Here is a 19,811-nt window from a genome sequence, read left to right as displayed (position 1 = left end):
ATATCGGCATTTGATAAGCAAATATAATTAATAAATCGATTTAGCAAAAGATTAATTAAAAACCTTATTCTATTTGAATAAGGTTTTATAAAATATATCTGCCACAAATTTATTGCCCTCATCGTTCAGGTGCACACCATCTTTGGTCAGGATGCCTTCGCCTTTGTTGGTGGGGTTATTTTTAACGTTATATTCATGAAACAGGGTGCGGAAATCAAAAAGGTCGCAATTGTTTTGTTTGGCCAGGTCGCGGATGGAGTTGGAATATTTGTTCAGGTCGCCATCAAGCTCGTTGCTGTAATCAGTTTTTTCGCCCACGCCGGCTGGCGTACATACAAGTACTTTGATATTTTTTGCCTGTAATTTTTTGATAAGCGCGGTATAAAAGCGGCCAAACTTATCCCAATCTGTGCCGGTACCAAACATGCGCTTGTGCCATACATCGTTCACCCCCACCCAAATCACCACCACATCGGGATTTTTGGTTAGCACATCATCTTCATAGCGGAGGTACAAATCATATATTTTATTACCGCCAATGCCTGCCCCGGCCACTTCATAATCCTGCTCCTTTTTTTCGGTTTTGAGGCGCTGTTGGATCAGTGTGATAAAGCCGTTGGGCTGCACAGCATACTCGGTAATGGAATCGCCAAAGAACACTACTTTGGTTGGCTTTTTAGGTTGAAAACTGCACAGCATGATCATGCCGGCAAACAGTAAGAATTTTTTCATCTGGTTAGCTAAATTGATTTAGCGAATATATAATTTTGAGTTGCAAGTAGCAAGAATGAAAGTTGTTTAATTTTTTTCAGGATAGAAATACGATTTCCGTCCCCGCGGGGTATCTCCAATGCTATTAAGTTAAGGAAAATATTAAAATTTCAGTTTCGCGCAAAGACGCCAGGACGCTAAGAAAAAATAAGCAAATCACTTTGCGCCTCTGCGTCTTTGCGCGAAAAAACGCTTAACTTAATAGCACTGGCGACATCCTGAAGCGACTGTAAAACATGGTTAACACATGTTAACCATGTTTTTTACTTAATATATTGATTATAAATTATTTAAGTAAAAATAAATCAAAATTGTGTTAACCTTTGTTAACCATGTTTGCTTGCGTTGCGGCCATCTTAATGATATTAAGGGGACAGTAGATTTTAAAAATCTTGATACTTGATACTAACTACTTGCTACTAATCTTCATCCTGATAAACCTTGGCCTGTACAGGTTGGGCTTCTTCATCAAATCGGGGATAAAATCAACAGAGTTAATGTTATAGCTGATCAGCAGTTCGCCGGGGGCGGATAGGCTTGGGTGCGCTTTGGCGTTGTAAACTACAAAGGTTTTCTCTTCCAGGTCGGGTTTGCAATCCCATATCTTTATTACCGGGCCAAAGGGGCCGTAGGGTGTCGCGCCTATGCGCATACCCACATTGGTGCTCATGCCTCCTACCTGGAAAATGAGCGCATAACGGCCATCAGGCAGCGCGGTGAGGCTTAGCTCATTGGATACGCTATTGGTAACATCGGCTACTTTGTTCATGTTTTTTTTCCAGTTGATGCCATCGTAAAAAGTCCACCTGTCAAACTTTTCAAAATCCTTGGGTAAAACACGGGCAACCATCAAATTTTTGCCGATGCCGCGCACCCCGTAAACGTAAATGTAGCCATCGGGTTTGGGTGCGCCGGCTTTTGTGGTATTCACATAAATACCGGCCCCGAACGATCCGATGTCACCTTTTGCATCCGTGAGGTAAAATGGCGTATCCATTTGCTTAAGGTCTTTGTACGGCGGCTGCGATTCGGCCGGAATTTTTATCAGCGTGTTGCCAACCTCCCTGAACCCGAAGGCGCCGGTGCCCACATTCCGCACCCTATAGCCAAAAATATAAATGGCATTATTCAATTCCTGGTTTACAAAGCCATCGCCAAGCCAATAGTAATCCCCGGCAGCGGTTTGGGCAGTGTGTGGAATAAATAGGGATTCGGCGGCGCCTGCCTTATCGGTATCCCAGGCAAACTTCATTTCGGCATCCGCAGGCTGGTTGCCATGGAGTACGGCCGCCGAATTATGGATCATTTTAAAGCCCGGCACCATCGTGCCGTTTTCTATTTTGCCAATCATCGAATCGCTGAAAATAAACAGGAGTTTATCGCTGGCTTTCGCCTGCTTGTTTTCTACTCCGTTTAACGGGATAGTATAAATCCCGTCGCCTCCAAACCAGCCGGTTTCGCGCTTTAACAGACTGCTCCACTCGGGGGCCGCCTCAACAGTGAAATTAAGATCGGTAAGATTTACCGTTTTACCATCGGTTTGTGCTATTGTTTGCAAGTTTGCTGCAATGCAAAAAAACAAGGTGATGATTGCAAATTTTTTCATAGAGTATTTCAATTAATAGGGCGTACAACCTAAGTTACGGGTTGTAGCTTCCCCGTTTTTTTAGTTTTTATAATTAAACATACAAAGCCAACCAGGCCGCCAACTACCATTAATAAACCAATATAGCCAGCCTGGGTAAAGTTCATTCCCAAAATTTGATATTTGGGGTTAATGCGGATCAGTTCGATCAAAAACCTTTCGCCGCCGTTAAGCGCCAGGTATAAAAAAAACATGAAACCAGGTATGATAATCTTATTCCTGAACACCCACATTAGCGTAAAAAACAGCAGGCAAATAGTAGCCTCGTAAAAAGGCGTGGGGTACACGCCATGTAACAATTGGTTGCAGTAATTGCCGGCACAATCGGGTATTGGAAGGCCCGCGTTAATGGCATTGTGCGGATAGGTGAACGACCACATCCAACCCGGTATTAAACCTGGCTTAGGATGGCTATTGGTAATACCCCAGTCGCCATCGCCGGCAAGCTGGCAACCTATACGGCCAATGCCATAAGCCAGCATCATGCCCGGCGAACCGATATCGGCCAGATGCACCAGCTTCATCTCCTTTTTATGGCCGATGTACAGGTATGTTAAAGCGCCAAATATCAGTCCCCCATAGTAAGAAAAACCGCGCACATTGAATAAAGTACCCATAGGGTCGTACCTGAAATTACTCCAGTGTTCTACCGTGTCAAATAACTTTGCGCCAATAAAGCCAAAAAAACCTACCGAAAAAACAATAAGCCCCATCAGCTGGTAAGGATGAACCGTTTGCACCTCGGCCTTAGGCTGTTCCAGCTCCTTTTCCTTTTTATCCGCATAAACCCATAAACCAAATACAGCACCGGTGAGTATGGCCATTACCAGGTTACCTTTAAGCGACAACAGGTACCCTTGTGGATTGGCGCTGAACACCGTATAGTTAAACATGGCCCCAAAGGCCTTGAAACCTAATAAAAAGCCGAGAATGGAGTTGATACTGATTTCGGCAACCGACGCCCTCTCTCCTACCACTGTGTTACGGGTAAACGCTTTAATTTTATCTAAGGCTTCGTACCGTTTAAACTCCGAGCTAAATACAATATACGAGAACAAAAAAGACAATGCCACAAACAAGCCCAGCGTTTGAACAGGAAACGTGAAATTAATGCCGAAAAGGTAATAAATGAGGTGGCCTATAGTTGGAAACATTGCACTAATTTAATTATTAAATGATTCCATAAGCAAACAATATATCGTGGGTAATAGTAAATTCTGAAGGAAAGTACATTCAAAAATAAAAGCTGTCATGCTGAGGAACGAAGCAATCTATTCGCGAACCTTTCTATCGGTCATGCTCTGCTTATAGATCCTTCGTACCTTAGTATGACAGGGAAGGTGAATATAATGGCAGCGGATTGAACACTGGCTAAGACTCACCCGGCGAGGCTTCGCCCGCCACCCTCTCTTCGGCTTCGCCGGAAAGAGGGGCTTGAAAATTTATCACTTATTTTTTATATAATATATTGATATTGAACGTTCAATACCCTCTTTCCACCGCAGGTGAAGAGAGGGTGGTCGGGCGTAGCCTCGACCGGGTGAGTCTTCGCCGGTATGCCTTCCCCCCCACTATTAAAACCCGGCCTGGATACCAATATTAAGCACCCGTTGGTTAATGTATGCATCACCCGCGGTGTTGGTGGCAACCTCAGGATCCTGCTGGTATTTTTTAAAGTTTGTCCATGTAAACAGGTTGTATGCGCTTAAGTAAATACGGGCATTATTAATTTTAAATGGCAGCAATTTGGTAGGCAGCTGATAACCCACATCAATTGTTTTTAAGCGGATGTAATGCGCGTTAATAAGCCAGTAATCTGAGAAATAAGATGTAGGGCTGTTAACCGATGTAGGGTTGGTGGTTAACCTCGGAAAATTGGCGGTGCCTGCGGTTGCCGGCGTCCAGCGTTCCTGGTGGATGGGCTGAAACTGGCTCTGAAATGGCTCGATACCGGTGCCCAGCACCGCGAAGCTATAGTTAAACGAACCGGCAAACAGTGCACTGATGCTGAATCCTTTGTATACGGCCTGCAGCGACAAGCCCAGGGAGGTATTAGGCAAATTAGGATTGCCAATTGCGCGTTTATCAAACACATTGATGATGCCATCGCCGTTCAAATCCTGGTAACGCAGGTCGCCGGGTTGCAGCGGCAGGCCGTTATCGGGCACGGCTATAGGGTTACCCGCGTTTGATCCGCCATGGGCAGCCTGGTAGGCGTTTATAGCCGATATATCATTAGCCGTGTAATAACCCAGGTAATGGTAGCCAAACTGCTGCCCTATCGGTTTGCCGGTTGAAGCCAGCCATGGATAGGCAGGCGATGCCTCGTCCTGGAACAGGATTTTGTTTTTGGCGTATGAAAATACCAGGCCTACATTGTATTGTACTTTTCCTAAAGTGCTGTGGTATGATATCTGCCCATCGAAACCCTGGTTGCGGGTTTTACCGATGTTTACCGCAGGCAAGGCCACACCAATAATTTCGGGTACACTGCCTGGAACAATCAATTGATCGTAACGGATATCGTGGAAAAAGTCGATAGTGGCCGAGATCTTATCGTTAAACAAGTTCATGTCCAAACCTACGTCGGTTTTTTTGGCACGCTCCCAAACTACATTGGGGTTGCTCAGGGCATCTTCATAAATGGTGCCGTAGCCCTGCGGGTTTTCGTTAAAATAATAGCCACCGCCCTGTTTATAAACCTGGTTGTACACGTAGCGGTTACCTGGTGCAGCATCTGAGCCAACAAGGCCATAACTGCCCCTTATCTTGAACAGGCTAAACACCGGGAACTTTTCAGTAAAAAACTTCTCTTTCACCAGGTTATAGCCAACGCTTATCGCCGGGAAATATCCAAACCGGTGATTGGCAGCAAACCTATCGGTACCGTTGTAAGCAATATTAAACTCCAACAGGTACTTCTGCTTATAATCGTACCCTAACTTGCCGGATATCCCCTGGAATTTTTGCGGAACCGCAACCAGCGAGGCATCCAGCAGCGACTGTGCATTGTAGGTTTGCGACGTTTGGTTAAACAACAACAAGCCGGTTACATGGTGCGAGTTGCTAAAATTATGATCGTAGTTGGCATATAGCTGTACATCATAATTGTTGCTGTTGATATCCGTGTTACCGGTAAGCGCGTAGGGCGTATACACATAAGTAGCACCGGGCCTTAAAGCATATTGATTGGTTGTTGGATCAAAGTGATAAGCCGGGATACCGCCATTAAAAATCTGTTTGGTAAACTGCTCAATGCTGGAGTAAGCAACCCGGCCGGTTAATGATAAGCCTTCGGTTAACGCATCCAGTTTCTGGGTAGCACCAAACAGAAAGTTAAAGTCGGTACGGCGCGAGTGCTGGTAGCCACCTGTTGCCAACCTGGCATTCAGCGTTGGCAAATGCTCGGGGTTAAACGGCGAGTAAGCATAAGAGTACGAACCATTGGGGTTGATGTAGGGTGCGGTAAATGGCGTCTCTTTAGTAAAATTATAGATCTCGCCCACGGCGTTTTCGTTATAAGGCTGATTTAAGTCAGAAAAACGGGTGGTGACATCCAAACGAAGGTCTAACGTTTTATTGGCTTTTAAATCGAGATTGGAGCGGAAGTTATACCTGTTGAAATAATAGTTGGTGTTTACCAAACTTTGCGGATCGGCAAAGTCACGCACCAATCCATTTTGTTTCAGGATACCACCCGAGATAAAATACTTAAGCGCGTTATTACCGCCCGATATATCCAGGTTGGTATTGGCCTGGTAGGTATTTTTCTTGAATATCTTGTTATACCAGTCAACATCCGGGTGCCCGTAAGGATCGTCGCCGGCCTTGAAATGGTCAATATCTGCCTGCGTGAATGGCTTGTTGAGCCCATCGTTACCGTAGGCTTCGTTGATTAACACTGCTGAGTTGTATGAATTTAAAAAGGTTGGCGTTTTGGTTGGCGCCTGCAAGCCGGTCTCGACCCTTAAGTTAACTTTTGGCGCGCCGCTTTTACCGCGACGGGTAGTTACTACCAATACACCATTGGCACCCTTAATACCGTAAATAGCCGTGGTTGAGGCATCTTTTAATATCGATATACTTTCAATTTCGTTTACGTTGATCTGCTGCAGCTGGTCATAACTATACTGAATATCATCAACAATAATTAGCGGCTGGTTACCAGCGGGGTTTAATGAACTTACGCCACGGATATAAAAGTCAGATGCATCCTTACCAGGCTGGCCCGATGCCTGCTGCGAGAAAAAGCCCGGCAATTTGCCGGTTAAAGCATTCTGCACGTTGGCCGTTGGCACAGTACGTATATCAGCCGCCGAAATGGAACTTACAGCGCCTGTATTGGTAGGCCTTGATCTTTTGCCATACCCTACTACTGCAACCTCATCTAAACCGTTGCTGTTGGTTTGCAGGATAATATCGGCTGTGTTGCCATCCTTAAACGTATAGGTTTGCGGTATATAACCTATGAATTTAACAATGATAGCGTTTGACTGCCCTTTAAGTGTAAGGCTGAATTTACCGTTGCCATTGGTAATTACCCCGTTGGTTGGCAATCCTTTTTCAACCACTGATGCGCCCGGCAAAGCGCCGGTAAGGTCGCGCACGGTACCGGTTACGGTTTTGTTTTGCGCAAATACCACCACCGGGAGCATGGCTATTATTATTTGAAAGAAAAGTATGAATTTTCTCATAACTGCTTAATTAATTTGGTTAAATTGATTGAAGGATTACCATCCGGGATTTTGTTTCATATTCGGGTTCTTTAACACTTCATCGTAGGGTATAGGGTACAGGTACATAGCCGGCTGGTTAAATTTGGTATCCAGCGCTGTAACTATATTGTAGGTTAAGCTCGATCCTATTTTATTGATAGACATACCCTGCAATGGCTGGTTCATGACCACATTGGCGGTTTTCCAGCGGCGGATATCCCAATAGCGGCTCTCTTCAAAGGCAAATTCTATCCGGCGTTCGTTGTGGATAGCATCGCGCATCTCATCTTTGGTCATACCTGCCTTTAAGCCGTATAAGCCATTGCCACCTGCTGCTATGCCTGCCCGCTTGCGAATACTGATCATGTCGTTATAAACATCGCTGGTAGCGCCGTTCACTTCGTTTTCAGCCTCGGCATGCCCTAATATCACATCGGCATAGCGTATCACCAGCCAATCGGCGTTGTGGCCCTGGAAACTGTTCGCATTTTCTTCGTTACCCATAAATTTGCGCATGTAGTACCCGGTTTTAGTTTGCTGCAGGCTGGTGTTTGGCTTGCTTTGGCCGCCCTCATAAAGTTGCAGGTCGCTGTTAAGCCAGCGGGCTCCATTATAAAACACCGTATAAGTAAGGCGCGGATCGCGGTTAGCGTACGGGTTATTGCTGTCGTAGCCAGATGCCGGGTCGGTAATAGCCAGGCCGTTACTCATCGGGAAAGCATCTACCAGTTGCTGGCTTGGGCTGGTTTGGCCTTTGGCAGCCGCGCCCGGGAAACCTATCGGTGCGTTGGCAGTTTCAATCCCGTTATCAGAACCCGTTTGCCTTATCAGGATCATTTCGCTGTTATTCTGGTTCAAAAACACACCCTTAAAATCGTTCGGTAACGAGTATGCGCCCAGGTTCATCACATCCTTTGCCGCCGCCGATGCCGCTGCCCAGCGGGCCAGGCTATTATCGGTATAACCCGTAAGCGGGTTTGCCGCATCAATATTACCGCCATTAAACAACGGGCTTGCGGCATATAACAACACCCTTGCTTTTAAAGCCAGCGCCGCGCCCTTGGTTACCCTGTGCGCATCTGCATTCGGGTTATCAACCGGGGCGGTTAGTAATGTATCTTTAATGGCATCACACTCGCTTGTAATGTATTTAATGCAATCGGCAAATGAGTTGCGTGGTAACGATACGTTATCGCTTATGGTAAATACTTTATCGCCAAGCAATGGCACACCGCCATAGCGTTTTACCAGTTCAAAGTAAAACAGTGCCCTTAAAAAACGGGCCTCGCTTTTCCAAACATACTTTTGCGAGTAGCCTTTGTATTTAGCCATCACCGGCACTACGCCAATGTTATTCACAAAAATATTGGCCTTGCGGATGCCTGCATAATAGTAGGCCCAAAGGTTTTCATCGGCAGGAATGGTGTAGGAGTTGTATGCGGCTGTACCCAAAATGGTTACCTGGTTTGTTGGCCCCGATGCTGATGACATAGCATCGTCAGATGCGGCATCCAGGTAATCGCCGCCTACACGGTTATGACCGCTTTTCATCACCGGGTAAATGCCATACAAAAATTCCTGCGCGCTGCTGCCTAAGGAATCCTTAGGATCAAACACATATTGAATGCCTACCTTATCAACCGGAAATTGCTCATATTTTTTACAGCCTGCCAGTATTACCAAAATGAGTACGGCCGCTATGTGTATATTTTTAATTCTCTTCATGATCATAATTTTAATGTTGGCCAATAATTAAAGCTTAATGTTTATACCTGCATTAAACACGCGCTGTATGGGGTACGCCAAACCATACACTTCCGGATCCACACCCTTGTAGCCGTAAAATGTGTACAGGTTTTCGCCATTGGCAAATACCCTGATGCCCGATAACCTTAGTTTGCGTGCCCACTCCAGCGGCAGGCTGTAGCCTACCTCGGCATTTTTAAGCCTCATGTAATTTGCCGACCGGATGTACAGTGTTGATAGCAAACCATTGTTAACATTGCCGGTTGATGATAAGCGCGGCAGGGTAGCTATATCGGCTGTTTCTGGTGTCCACCTTCCGGTTAGGGCGTCATAGCCCTGTCCCTGGTAAATGTTGCCAAACTGACCAAGGCCGGCAAAGCCGTTTACCAGGTTGTTGTTGTAAATAATCTGGTGGTTGGTAACGCCCTGCATAATTACGCTTACACTGAAACCTTTATAGTTAACACCAAATGATAAGCCGTAATAAATTAAAGGTTTGGTATTGGCTATGGCCGATTGATCAAACTGGTTAATCACGTGGTCGCCGTTAAGGTCTTTATACTTCACATCTCCGGCCTGTGGCGTGTAACCAACCGTGGTGGCGCTGGTGGCTGCATCCTGCGCGTTTTTAAAGAAACCTAAAGCAGTATAGCCAAATATTACGTCGTTTGATAAGCCGGTGTGCCTTAACCATGGATATGGCGCGGGCTCTTCATCGCTGAATACATTGGTTGATGTTTGGCGCGTTGCATTAGCCGTTAAAAAGTAGTTTAAATTACCGGCGTGATCCTGGTAGGTTAAGGTAAGCTCGGTACCTTTATACAGCTTCACGCCAATATTCTCGGCCGAGTAGGTAGTTCCTAACAAGGCTATGCTATTGCCGCGGGTTTGTAACAGGTCATAGTACCTGTCGTGAAAGTAATCGGCAGTAATTTTAAAGTGATCTTTAAACAGGGATATATCGGTACCAATATCCAGCTTTTTGGCGTTTTCCCAACGGATGTAAGGGTTAGCCAGGGTATTTTCATTATAGCTTTGAATTACGCTGCGGGCAGTACCCAGTGTATAAGGATAGCCGATTGACGTACCATATGTTTGCAAAAAGTTGTAGTAACCAAAATTATCAACATTGGCATTGCCGGTTTTGCCATAAGTGGCACGCCATTTCCATGAACTTATCCAGCTAATATCTTTTATAAAACGTTCCTGCCCCATTTGCCAGCCTAAGCCAACGGCGTAAAACATGCCATACTGGTTACCAGGCGGATACCTATTGTAGCCGCTGCTGTTGGCCGATGCTTCAATAAAATATTTTCCATCGTAGTTGTAGCCCAGTTTGGCTGCCCTGTTGGTGGTAACACCAGATAAGTCATAGTTTAATACAACCGACCGGGTATCATACAACAACATGCCGCTTACGGTGCCTTTTCCAAACTGCCTCTCGTAATTTAAAGCGGCCTGCGCAAAAGAATAACGGGCGCTTGATACCGTGGCAAAGCCGTTTGATTGCGATATTGGTGTACCTACAGCCGAGTACGAACTATCCTTGTTAAGCAAATAGGTATTGTTTTGCAACGACCGGTTTACCAGGCCCTGCGATTCAAATGCCAGGTTGCCCTTTAGTTTTACGGAGAGGCCTTTTGTTACGCTGCTTAAATCGTAATTAAGATCGAGGTTGGCCATTACATCGTTACTGTTGGTGCGCTGGTAGCCCGAAAACTGCGATTGCGACAACAGGTTATTGGTAAACAACGTAGTACCGCCGAATGATCCGTTAGGGTTATAAACCGGGTAGGCGTTGTTTGGCGTATTGTACAAGGTGTTCAGGATGCCCGAGTAGCCTGTTCCCGGCTGGGTGGCCTGTTGAATACGGCCAAACAATTGCAAATCAACCGTAAACTTTTTGGTAACGTTTACACTCAGATCCGAATTGATAATGTAGCGGCTAAGTTCGTTATTGGTATTATAAGTTGCAGCCGGCGAGGTTTTAAACATGCCCTGCTGATCCATATAGTTTAATGAAACACTGTACTGCGCTACGCTGCTGCCGCCGTTAACATTCAGTTTGTAGCTGCTTATTGGCGAACTGTTACGCAGCAAGGTGTTAAACCAATTTACGTCCGGGTGATGAGCAGGATCGGTATGGTTGCGATAAGCGTTAAAGTCATCGGCGCTGTAAATGGTTGGCTTACCGTCGTTTTGCAGCGCCTCGTTATATAAATAAGCATACTGGTAGGCCGGCAACGGTTTCGGCAGATCAAGAGGGTGCTGCGAACCTGCTTCGGCCGTAAACGAAATGCGGGGCGCCCCAGCCTGGCCATGTTTGGTAGTGATCAACAAAGCACCGCGCGAGCTGTTGATACCCAGCAATATATTTGATAAGGCATCCTTTAAAACCGATACCGATTCGATACTTTCCGGATCGATAGAAGAGATTTCGCGCTGTACCCCGTCAATGATGGTTATTGGCGTTTGTCCGCGCAGCGATAAACCTATTTCGGTATTATCATTTGCCGAGTAGTTGTTGTGCTGCACCACGTTGCCAATAAAATCGGCCACGGTTTGGGTGCTGGTTTGCGGGCTGGCAAAGCCACTGTACTGCTGCGTATACAAGCCCGGCAGCTGCCCCGGCAATGCATGAGTATACAACGATGCCGGTGTGGTTGTAAGCTGGTTGGTATAAATGGCAGCAACCGATCCCAGGTTTGCAGCTGCCTTTTTAGTGCCGTATAACACATTTATCGTTTCGGGCGCTTTCAAATAGGTATCAAGCAATTTTATGGTGAAAGGGCTTTTACTGCTGATTTTTACCTCGCTGGTGTAATAGTTAACCATCGTAAATACCAGCTTATCGCCGGTGGCAGCATTAATCTCGAAGCGACCGTCTTTATCAGTAAAGCTGGCATCGGTTTTACCTTTTATCATTACCTTAACCCCGTTTAATGGGTTGGCATATTCATCAAGTACAACCCCGCTTACCCAACCAGGATGGGTACTACCCCTGCCTGTGGTATCCTGCATAGCTGCGTACCCGGTTTTTACCAGCATAAGCATCAATATGACGAAACCTGTAAAGCATTTCTTTAAGTAGCAATAAGCCATAGTATAAGATTTAAATTGTTGGCAATAATTAAATATCGTTTTAGCAGCTACCTCAACCTGTGATTTTAAAAACAAGGTTAATTCAGCATCCTTTTGTATTATAATTGGTTACGAGCACTTAAAAGTGTAAACAAACGGCGCCAGTGTGTTACCATAGCCAACCTTTGCAGTGCCTGTTTTATCGGTAATGAAGTACTCTATTTTCGTGATAGTTTGCGCGGCCGTTGTATTAAAAAACGACTTGGGCCAAAACGTTAGCTGGTACTTTTTACTGTTTGGCACCGCTTGTATCATTTTGGTTTTATCTGTTTGCTCGCAAACGCTGATGGTTTTACCATCGCTGGTATAGGCGGTAGCGCACAGGTAAGTTTCGGCAGCGTTGCTTAGCGGCGTGCTAACAACAGTACCATCAAAGGTTAGCGTAATGATGTCGTTATCTAACGATTTTGGCGGGTTAACTGTGGTTAGCTGCGGATTACAAAAATCAATCAGGTCGCCGGTGCCGCCGGTAACTTCAAAGCAGGGTGTTACTACTTCGCTGTAATAGGTACCAAACTGATCGCTGGTAAAGCCGTGGCCGGTATCGGTAATGGTGTAGCCTAATTTTACCAGGTAGTTGTTATTATCGGCAGCAACCTTTGTTTTAATGGTGATATCTCCCTTAAATTCAACCCCGCCGGTGTGTGAATATGCTTTATCTGACTGATAAGCCACCCATTCCATATCGTCAATAAGGTTACCGCCAATCTGGAAAGTCTTTTTCATGTAGGCTGTCCAGGTTAAACCGTTTCCGTTTTTGCCTAAGGTTCCTTCGGGTATCAGTGTCATGTTACCGCTGCCCTGCGCGCCGGAGTATGTTACAACGGTATTTTGGGCCGCTTTCCATCCCTTGGGTACCAAAAAGCCAAACACCAGGTAGTCGGGCCCGCCATCTGCCGCCGTTGGTATAGATAGGTGTACAGTTACGGTCATTGTAGACCCCGCTGTTGCAGTTGCAGGCTGGTCAACGCTGGTTATCACCTCGCCACAGCAGGCCAGTACAATAGCCAGGGCAGTTAAGGCGCAAAACTTCCATAAACCTTTACCTTTTATATGTAAATATGATCTCATAAAATCTGTTGTATTAGTATGTTATGGTTTATGGTTAGTTAACTTTTTGCAGTACGTATACATAGCTGTTGTTTGGGCAACCTGGGCTAAAAGTGATACTCAGCTGCCTTTTACCATTCACAATAGGATAATTGAATGGTGTTGATACAGCAGTACCACCGGTTGCCGTAAACGTTATTTTAAACGGATATTCCGGATCATCGAGCGAGAATTTGCCGTTGGCGTTTACCAAAAAAGGCAGCGGGTTTTCAATGGTGTAGCCGCCATCTTTAAAGTTTACCCTGAATTTGGTAAAATCGATAAGGGTTGTAAGTTCGGTGCCGTTACGTGTTGCCCTGATCACCTGCCAGCTGCCCGTGATATCTTTGATAGATTCTTTTACCGGCAATACCTTTTCGGCTTTGCATGATGTCATCAAAATAGCCGCTATCGCTACCAGCAAAAAGCCGCACTGTTGCATTATATTATTCTTTTTCATTTGCTTTTTAGGTTATAATGATGATCAATACCCCGGATTTTGTAACATCTCAGGCGATTTAGCCACCTCCGTTTGCGGGAAAGGCCACAGGTACATAGCCGTGCGGAAGTTGCGCTTGCGCACCGGGAACGTTTTATAAGTAACCGATGCATTATTGCGGTCAACCTCCATACCGTAGGTTTGGAGGTTGTCGGTCTGGTCGGCTATTTTCCAGCGGCGCACATCCCAAAAGCGGTGCTCCTCAAACGCCAGCTCAATACGGCGTTCGTTCTGAATGGCTTTACGCATATCGGCCTGGCTTAACCCGGTTGGCAACTGGTACGGGTTTAACCCTGCGCGCTGGCGGATAGCCTCAACAGCCTGGTAAACCTGTGTGGTTGGGCCTTCATATTCGTTGGCAGCCTCGGCGTAGTTAAGCAAAATTTCGGCATAACGTATTAATGGCCAGCATCTTTTGGTTGGATGTGTAAAATCCTGCGATACAGCATCCGGATCGAGCATTTTGTTGGTGTAATAGCCTGTACGGGTGCCCACATTTACCGCATCGGGACCGGTTGATTGACCGTTATACGTACCGGTAAAAATATTAATAGGCGATTTGCCCGACGACAGCCTGTTTTGGATAAGCGTTTGATCGCGGATAACCGTATAATCTAAACGCGGATCGCGGTTGGCATAAGGGTTTTGCGGATCGTAGCCGGAAGTTGGGTCGGTGATGGCTTTGCCTGTGTTCATCGGGAATGCATCAACCAAACCCTGCAAAGGCAGGGCTCCATTTTTGCCCGTACGTGATGGTGGCTGCCACAGGCTTTCAAAATCGGCATTATTGCCGCGCATCAGCTCAAAAATGTATTCGGTATTAAAGGGCAAGGTAAACAGGTGCTGAAAGCCATAGCCTGCTGCAGTAGCGTTATCCACATTGAGTTTATAGGCTCCTGTGCCAATTACAGCAATTGCGGCATCTTCGGCCAGTTTCCAGCGTTCTTTATCGTAAGAGGCATAGCCTACCAGCTCTTTTGTAGCGCCATCACCTATCGATTGCCCATTAAATAACGGGCTTGCAGCATACAGCAAAACCCTTGATTTTAAGGCCAGGCAAGCCCCCTTTGAAGCGCGGCCATAGTTTAAGCCGCTTTGAACGGTTGGCAACTCCAGCGCGGCTGTATCGCAATCGGCCAAAATATAGTTTACCGTTTCGGCGTAGGTATTCCGTTTTGCGGGAATGGCATCTGTATAGTTATAAATCTTATCGTTAACTATATGCACCCCGCCGTAGTGTTTTAATAATATAGCGTAGTACCAGGCCCTTAAAAAATGGGCCTCGGCACGCATCTGGGTTTTGGTAAAATTATTTATAGGCGACTTTGGCAAATTGGCCAGCAGCTGGTTTACCGCGCGGATGTTAGTGTAGCTGTTTTTATAAGCATCATCGGTAACTACAGCCGCATTGATAGTACCTGATTCAAAAGCTAAAGCGGTAGAACCGGCTGATGTGTAAACCTCCGCTTCGTCCGAAGCAGCATCAAGCCCGCCGTTGGTTGTGGGCGATAAAATAGGCCCGTATAAAAAGCGGCCGGGGTTAAAGCTGAACCCTACATTACTGTAGATATTTGACAAAAACGCCACCGTATTGGCGCTATCGGCAAACACCGTGCTTTGGGTTAAGTTTGATGTAGTGGTTTGCCCCAGGAAACCATCCTTTTTACAGGATGACATGCCCCAAAGCGCAAGCCCGAACATCGAAAAAGTAAGAACCTTGAAGTAAATTTTTTTCATATTACAGGTTTATTTACAATAGCATATTTTAACACTACAAGTCCATTTAAATTAAATCAAAAAATCGATTTAGCTAAATTTGGCAGCTTTACGCAGATTGCCCTAAAAAAAAGTATATTGGTATTAGTTGGTTTATAACAGATGGTTAATCTGACTGCTAATTTAAATCATAAAAACGATTTAGCAAATTTTTCGAACACTTTTTTTTAATTTATTTTGTTTGCACTAAAAGCCGCTAAAAATTAAAAAAGTGGTTAAAAACCGGGCTAAATATTATAAGCCCGGTAATTAAATTTCGTAACACTATCCCCTACTTTATTTTGTTAAAGTAGCGGCTAAAAAACAGCGCCTGGTAAACAACCGAGTTGCTCCAGAATTCCCAGGTATGCGCTCCCGGCCTTACCGTAAAATCATGCGGAATCTTACGCGATAAAAGCTCATTATGAAAAGCAACATTCGCCGGGTATAAAAAGTCATCATAACCGCAATCAAACGTAATAAGCAGCGAGTTTGGTTTTAACAGGTATATCATATTGATAACGCTGTTTTTTTCCCATCGTTCGGGGTATTGGCTGTATTTGCCCAATACCTGCTCAATACCAAACGCGTCCGAAAAGGGCCTGATATCCAGCGCGCCGCTCATGCTGCCTGCCGCGCCAAAAGTATCCTGGTGCTTAAAGGCAATATACATGGCACCATGCCCGCCCATACTTAAGCCGGTAATAGCCCTCCCGCTCCTATCGGCAATTGTTGCGTAATGCTTATCAACCCAGTTCACCAGTTCGGTTCCAACATAAGTTTCGTATTGCCAATCCTTATTCATAGGGCTATCAAAATACCAACCGGCAAAATTGCCATCGGGGCATATTATCATCATTTGATACTCATCGGCCAGTTTGGTAATGGCTGGTACTTTTAAAATCCAATCGCTGTAATTGCCGCTAAAGCCGTGCAACAGGTACAGCACCGGGAACTTTTTGCCCGCCTGGTAACCGGCAGGCTTTATTACTACCGCCTTAATATCCTGGCGCATGGCGTTACTGTGCGTTAAAACGGTATCTACTGTAGCTGCATCAACCTTTATAAAGCTTATAAAAAAGACTATAAGGGCTATTATTGTTCTTTTATTCATATGGGTATAGGTAATTTCCGGTTATGGTTATTTGGCAGCTATAATGGTAATGCGGTGATTTTTGGGTTTGTTAATGGCATAAATCTGGTCGGTTAATACATCCGTTTCTTTTTGCCAGGCATCGCGCAGGCTTTTGTAGCGGGCGCGGCTATAGTTATCTTTATTACCATTCACAAAAATGTCTTTTACAGCGTATTTTTTTACGGTATCCATAGCGGCGTTACTATCGTTGTGCAGCAAACCTTTGCCCTTTAAAAAATCATACTGCATCCAAACATACATTCTTGTGCGGCGCTCAATATCCCAACGCTCTTCGTTCAGTTCGCGAACCTGGATGGCCTGTTGGTATTGGGGAGTTGTGGTAATTTCGGCCATATTAACGCCATCGGCCAGTTGCCGGGCCGACCAACTGCCTATCTGCTCGCCGTCAATCATCACCTTGTAATCGCCGTCCTTAAGGCCTTTAACGCTCAACAATTCCTGGTTAAACTCTTTGGTAAACGGCACTACTTTTAGGGCATCTGCCTGCTTTTTACGATTGCCCCAGCCACGCGGAATGGTATCAATAGGATAAGGCAGCGAATTGGCCAGGTAATTAAACGCAACCGAATCTGCACCGGCTGTTATATTACTGATGCGGCAGTTTACAGCTTTCAAAACTTTTTTGTTTTGGGCATTGATGCTTAAATCGGCAACATACTGATTATCCAGCCCCTGGGCTTTTAAAAACAGGTAGGCCATTACCAGGTGTCCATCGTTATCGGGGTGCACCCTATCGTTAGGCGTAAGGCTAAAAGTGGAATCCTTTGCCTGTTCGCGCTGGTTGATGGCTGCCATAGGGTGATAAAAATCTACATAACCGTAGCCGTTTCTTTTAGCCGCCTCCTGCTGAAAATCGATAATTTTTGAAAACGCTATACTTTTCTTAGGATAGATATTTTTTGTGGTGAACTTAGAAGTTTCATCGTATGGAGAACCCAAAATAAAGATCTTTTTAATAGCCGGCAATTGTTTCAGCTTATCCTCCAGCATGCCGTAATATTTATAGCTCCCCTGGATCCTTTTATCCATCACATCCTGTGCGTCGGCACGGTACCACTCAAAATAGCCACTATCATTCATGCCCCAGGTAAGGGTTAAAACGTTAGGCTTTTTATCAAGCACATCATCATCAAACCTATCATAAATCTGGCCTATAACGTCGCCGCCAATACCCGCGTTAAAACAGGTTATCCGCGCGTTGGGGTAATGCGTCATATAATACAACCAAATGTACGAGTGGTAATGCCCGCCATCGGTAATGCTGTTGCCCACAAATGCCACCCTGTCGCCCGCCTTAAACGGGGCGATTTTTTGTGCGCTGGCCCAAATGGAAAGGCTAATGCCGGCTAATAGTAAAAATGTTTTTTTCATTGTATGTTAATTCAAGTTATTTTGTTGTTACCGCCTCAATAATGAGCATTTCGAGCGATTTGAGAAACCTTATAAAACCTGCATCCAAACCTTGCATATCTGCTTTGCATATTGTATAAGATTTCTCTTTCGCCCCTGCGCTCATGCCTGCACTGCTCTTTAGAAATGACAATCTTACCCACCTACAATCCCACCAGCGAATATGGTATCCTTACCCCTTTTACCTGGTAATAATTGGGGTCCTGGTTATTATTAAAACAGGTTTGAGTTGAGCAGCTTCCACCATCGGCATTGTAATTTAGGCAATAGGTAACCAAAAGCTCGTTATGCCCATTATTAAACTCGGGATGTATTGCCGGCGTATAATATTTAGCCAGGTGCCCGTTGTACATATCATTAATGGTAAATACCAATTGCGGCGCAGTAAACGGCCCCTTCGGACTGGTTGCTGTAGATATATAAATATTGTGGTTGCCCGGATCGCAGAAGTAACCCAGATCCATTTGCATCATTACATATTTGCCGTTCACTTTTGATATGATTACGTTTTGTTGCGTTGTATTGCCCGAACCAACCGTAATTGCAGCTGTTGATGCAGATTGCAGGCTGCCCGACCAGCCTGTGCCCGTCCAGAATGTCCAGCTGGTTGGGTTGCTCACCGCAAACCGCGCCAGGAATACATTTGATGAATTAAAATAAACACTTTTGCTGCCATATACATAAACTGAATCTCCCGCCGGATTTTTCACCATCCCGTTGGAAAAACCGACATCAGTTTGGCCCGACATACCATTTGGCGTAAGCCTTGTTGCTGCACCCCAGTTTAAACCAGCCGTGTTTTGGTTAATGGAGTACACGGCCTGGTTTGCAGGGGTCGATCCGTTTGCAGATTCATAAGTATACAACAAAACCTTGCTGCCTGCCTCAATCCCAATGCCCGGCCAGCGATAAGTGCTGTTATGGTCGCCGGGGCTCTCAATGATCTCCAGGTTGCTAACGGGCGAATTTGTAGTAGTTATATTGGGCGTTAATGATTGATCCCAGCTATGACTTGCCGGCTGCAATAAAGCCGAATTATGGTATTTAAAAAACTGGCAATACAATTGGCCGTTTGATTGCAGCTGATCGGCCGCATACGCATCCTCGGTTATCCAAAGTACCTTTCCGCTATTGGCTCCATAGGTAAGGGCAATACTTTTACCTTCATCAAAAGCAACGGTACCGTTTACCCGGTGAAAAAAGTTTACCACATCATCATCACGATATGATTCGGCAGCGATGTTGTTTAATACCCATTGCTGGGAGGTGTTGCCAGATACAAAAGGCTCCTGCGTTATGGCGGTGCCATTACTGGTTGAAGCGCCCTCGTTGGTTACCGCCAGGCCGTTGCCTACATTAATAATTTTGTACACATTGGTACCTACCGATTGGATGTACCATTGCTGCGCATTGTTAGTATTGGTTTTATCCTGCCATAAGCCTACTCCCGGCGTGGTAGATGCCAGGGGTACCTCAAGGTATTTGCCGCTGGCAACATTCATGAGTTTAAATTTGGTGCTGCTGGTAATGGCGCCGGTACCTTGCTGAACAATGTACCATTTTTGATTAGGGTTTGTTGCCGTACCGCTGCCAAAATATTGGTATTGCTGGGCAGCATTGCCATCATTTAACATGCCTACGCCATTTATTTCGATGATTTTACTGCTGGATAAATTACTGATATAAAAAGTGCCATATGCGGATACAGGCGATCCGGACAACGGAATTTTGGCACCTCCGGGATTAGTTACAGGGGGCTCGGGTTTAGCCGATTTTTCGCGCTTGCAGGCAGCAACTAAAGTGGTGCCGGCAATAAGCAGGGTAAATAATTTGGTTTTCATAATTTGGTTTTGATTAATTGATAGATATATAATTTATTATTGG

Annotated in this window: 12 protein-coding genes; all 12 read right to left on the bottom strand. The window is 45.4% G+C overall.

Features of this window, described 5'->3' with window-relative positions; genetic code table 11:
- Nucleotides 1-69 precede the first annotated feature (69 nt).
- Nucleotides 70-732, bottom strand: a complete 663-nt coding sequence (locus tag PQ469_RS08375; RefSeq protein ID WP_274212547.1) for an SGNH/GDSL hydrolase family protein — start codon at nucleotides 730-732, stop codon at nucleotides 70-72.
- A gap of 448 nt (nucleotides 733-1,180) precedes the next feature.
- On the bottom strand, nucleotides 1,181-2,377 hold the full coding sequence (locus tag PQ469_RS08370; protein ID WP_274212545.1) for a DUF5005 domain-containing protein: 1,197 nt from the start codon (nucleotides 2,375-2,377) through the stop codon (nucleotides 1,181-1,183).
- A gap of 29 nt (nucleotides 2,378-2,406) precedes the next feature.
- Nucleotides 2,407-3,570 carry a prolipoprotein diacylglyceryl transferase gene (locus tag PQ469_RS08365; protein WP_274212544.1) on the bottom strand — a complete coding sequence of 388 codons (1,164 nt, stop codon included), beginning with the start codon at nucleotides 3,568-3,570 and terminating at the stop codon, nucleotides 2,407-2,409.
- A 420-nt stretch (nucleotides 3,571-3,990) separates the two neighbouring features.
- Nucleotides 3,991-7,110 (bottom strand): SusC/RagA family TonB-linked outer membrane protein, encoded by a 3,120-nt coding sequence (locus PQ469_RS08360; protein WP_274212543.1) that lies wholly within the window; start codon nucleotides 7,108-7,110, stop codon nucleotides 3,991-3,993.
- A 36-nt stretch (nucleotides 7,111-7,146) separates the two neighbouring features.
- On the bottom strand, nucleotides 7,147-8,856 hold the full coding sequence (locus PQ469_RS08355) for a RagB/SusD family nutrient uptake outer membrane protein (protein WP_274212542.1): 1,710 nt from the start codon (nucleotides 8,854-8,856) through the stop codon (nucleotides 7,147-7,149).
- 27 nt (nucleotides 8,857-8,883) lie between these two features.
- A complete protein-coding gene (locus PQ469_RS08350) occupies nucleotides 8,884-11,979 on the bottom strand; it encodes a SusC/RagA family TonB-linked outer membrane protein (protein WP_274212541.1) in 3,096 nt (1,031 codons plus the stop codon).
- A gap of 108 nt (nucleotides 11,980-12,087) precedes the next feature.
- A complete protein-coding gene (locus PQ469_RS08345; RefSeq protein WP_274212540.1) occupies nucleotides 12,088-13,089 on the bottom strand; it encodes a DUF4961 domain-containing protein in 1,002 nt (333 codons plus the stop codon).
- Nucleotides 13,090-13,123: 34 nt separating this feature from the next.
- Nucleotides 13,124-13,567, bottom strand: a complete 444-nt coding sequence (locus PQ469_RS08340; RefSeq protein WP_274212539.1) for a DUF5004 domain-containing protein — start codon at nucleotides 13,565-13,567, stop codon at nucleotides 13,124-13,126.
- 24 nt (nucleotides 13,568-13,591) lie between these two features.
- Entirely contained in the window at nucleotides 13,592-15,343 is a 1,752-nt protein-coding gene (locus tag PQ469_RS08335) for a RagB/SusD family nutrient uptake outer membrane protein (protein ID WP_274212538.1), read from the bottom strand.
- 310 nt (nucleotides 15,344-15,653) lie between these two features.
- Nucleotides 15,654-16,475 carry an alpha/beta hydrolase gene (locus PQ469_RS08330; protein ID WP_274212537.1) on the bottom strand — a complete coding sequence of 274 codons (822 nt, stop codon included), beginning with the start codon at nucleotides 16,473-16,475 and terminating at the stop codon, nucleotides 15,654-15,656.
- 27 nt (nucleotides 16,476-16,502) lie between these two features.
- Nucleotides 16,503-17,888 carry an SGNH/GDSL hydrolase family protein gene (locus tag PQ469_RS08325; protein ID WP_274212536.1) on the bottom strand — a complete coding sequence of 462 codons (1,386 nt, stop codon included), beginning with the start codon at nucleotides 17,886-17,888 and terminating at the stop codon, nucleotides 16,503-16,505.
- 182 nt (nucleotides 17,889-18,070) lie between these two features.
- Nucleotides 18,071-19,768 carry an RICIN domain-containing protein gene (locus PQ469_RS08320; protein ID WP_274212535.1) on the bottom strand — a complete coding sequence of 566 codons (1,698 nt, stop codon included), beginning with the start codon at nucleotides 19,766-19,768 and terminating at the stop codon, nucleotides 18,071-18,073.
- Nucleotides 19,769-19,811 lie beyond the last annotated feature (43 nt).

It is taken from the genome of Mucilaginibacter sp. KACC 22773, assembly GCF_028736215.1.
In the GTDB taxonomy this organism is placed as follows: Bacteria; Bacteroidota; Bacteroidia; order Sphingobacteriales; family Sphingobacteriaceae; genus Mucilaginibacter.
The sequence above is the reverse complement of the archived record's forward strand: the minus strand, read 5'-3'. Positions and strand labels throughout refer to the sequence as shown.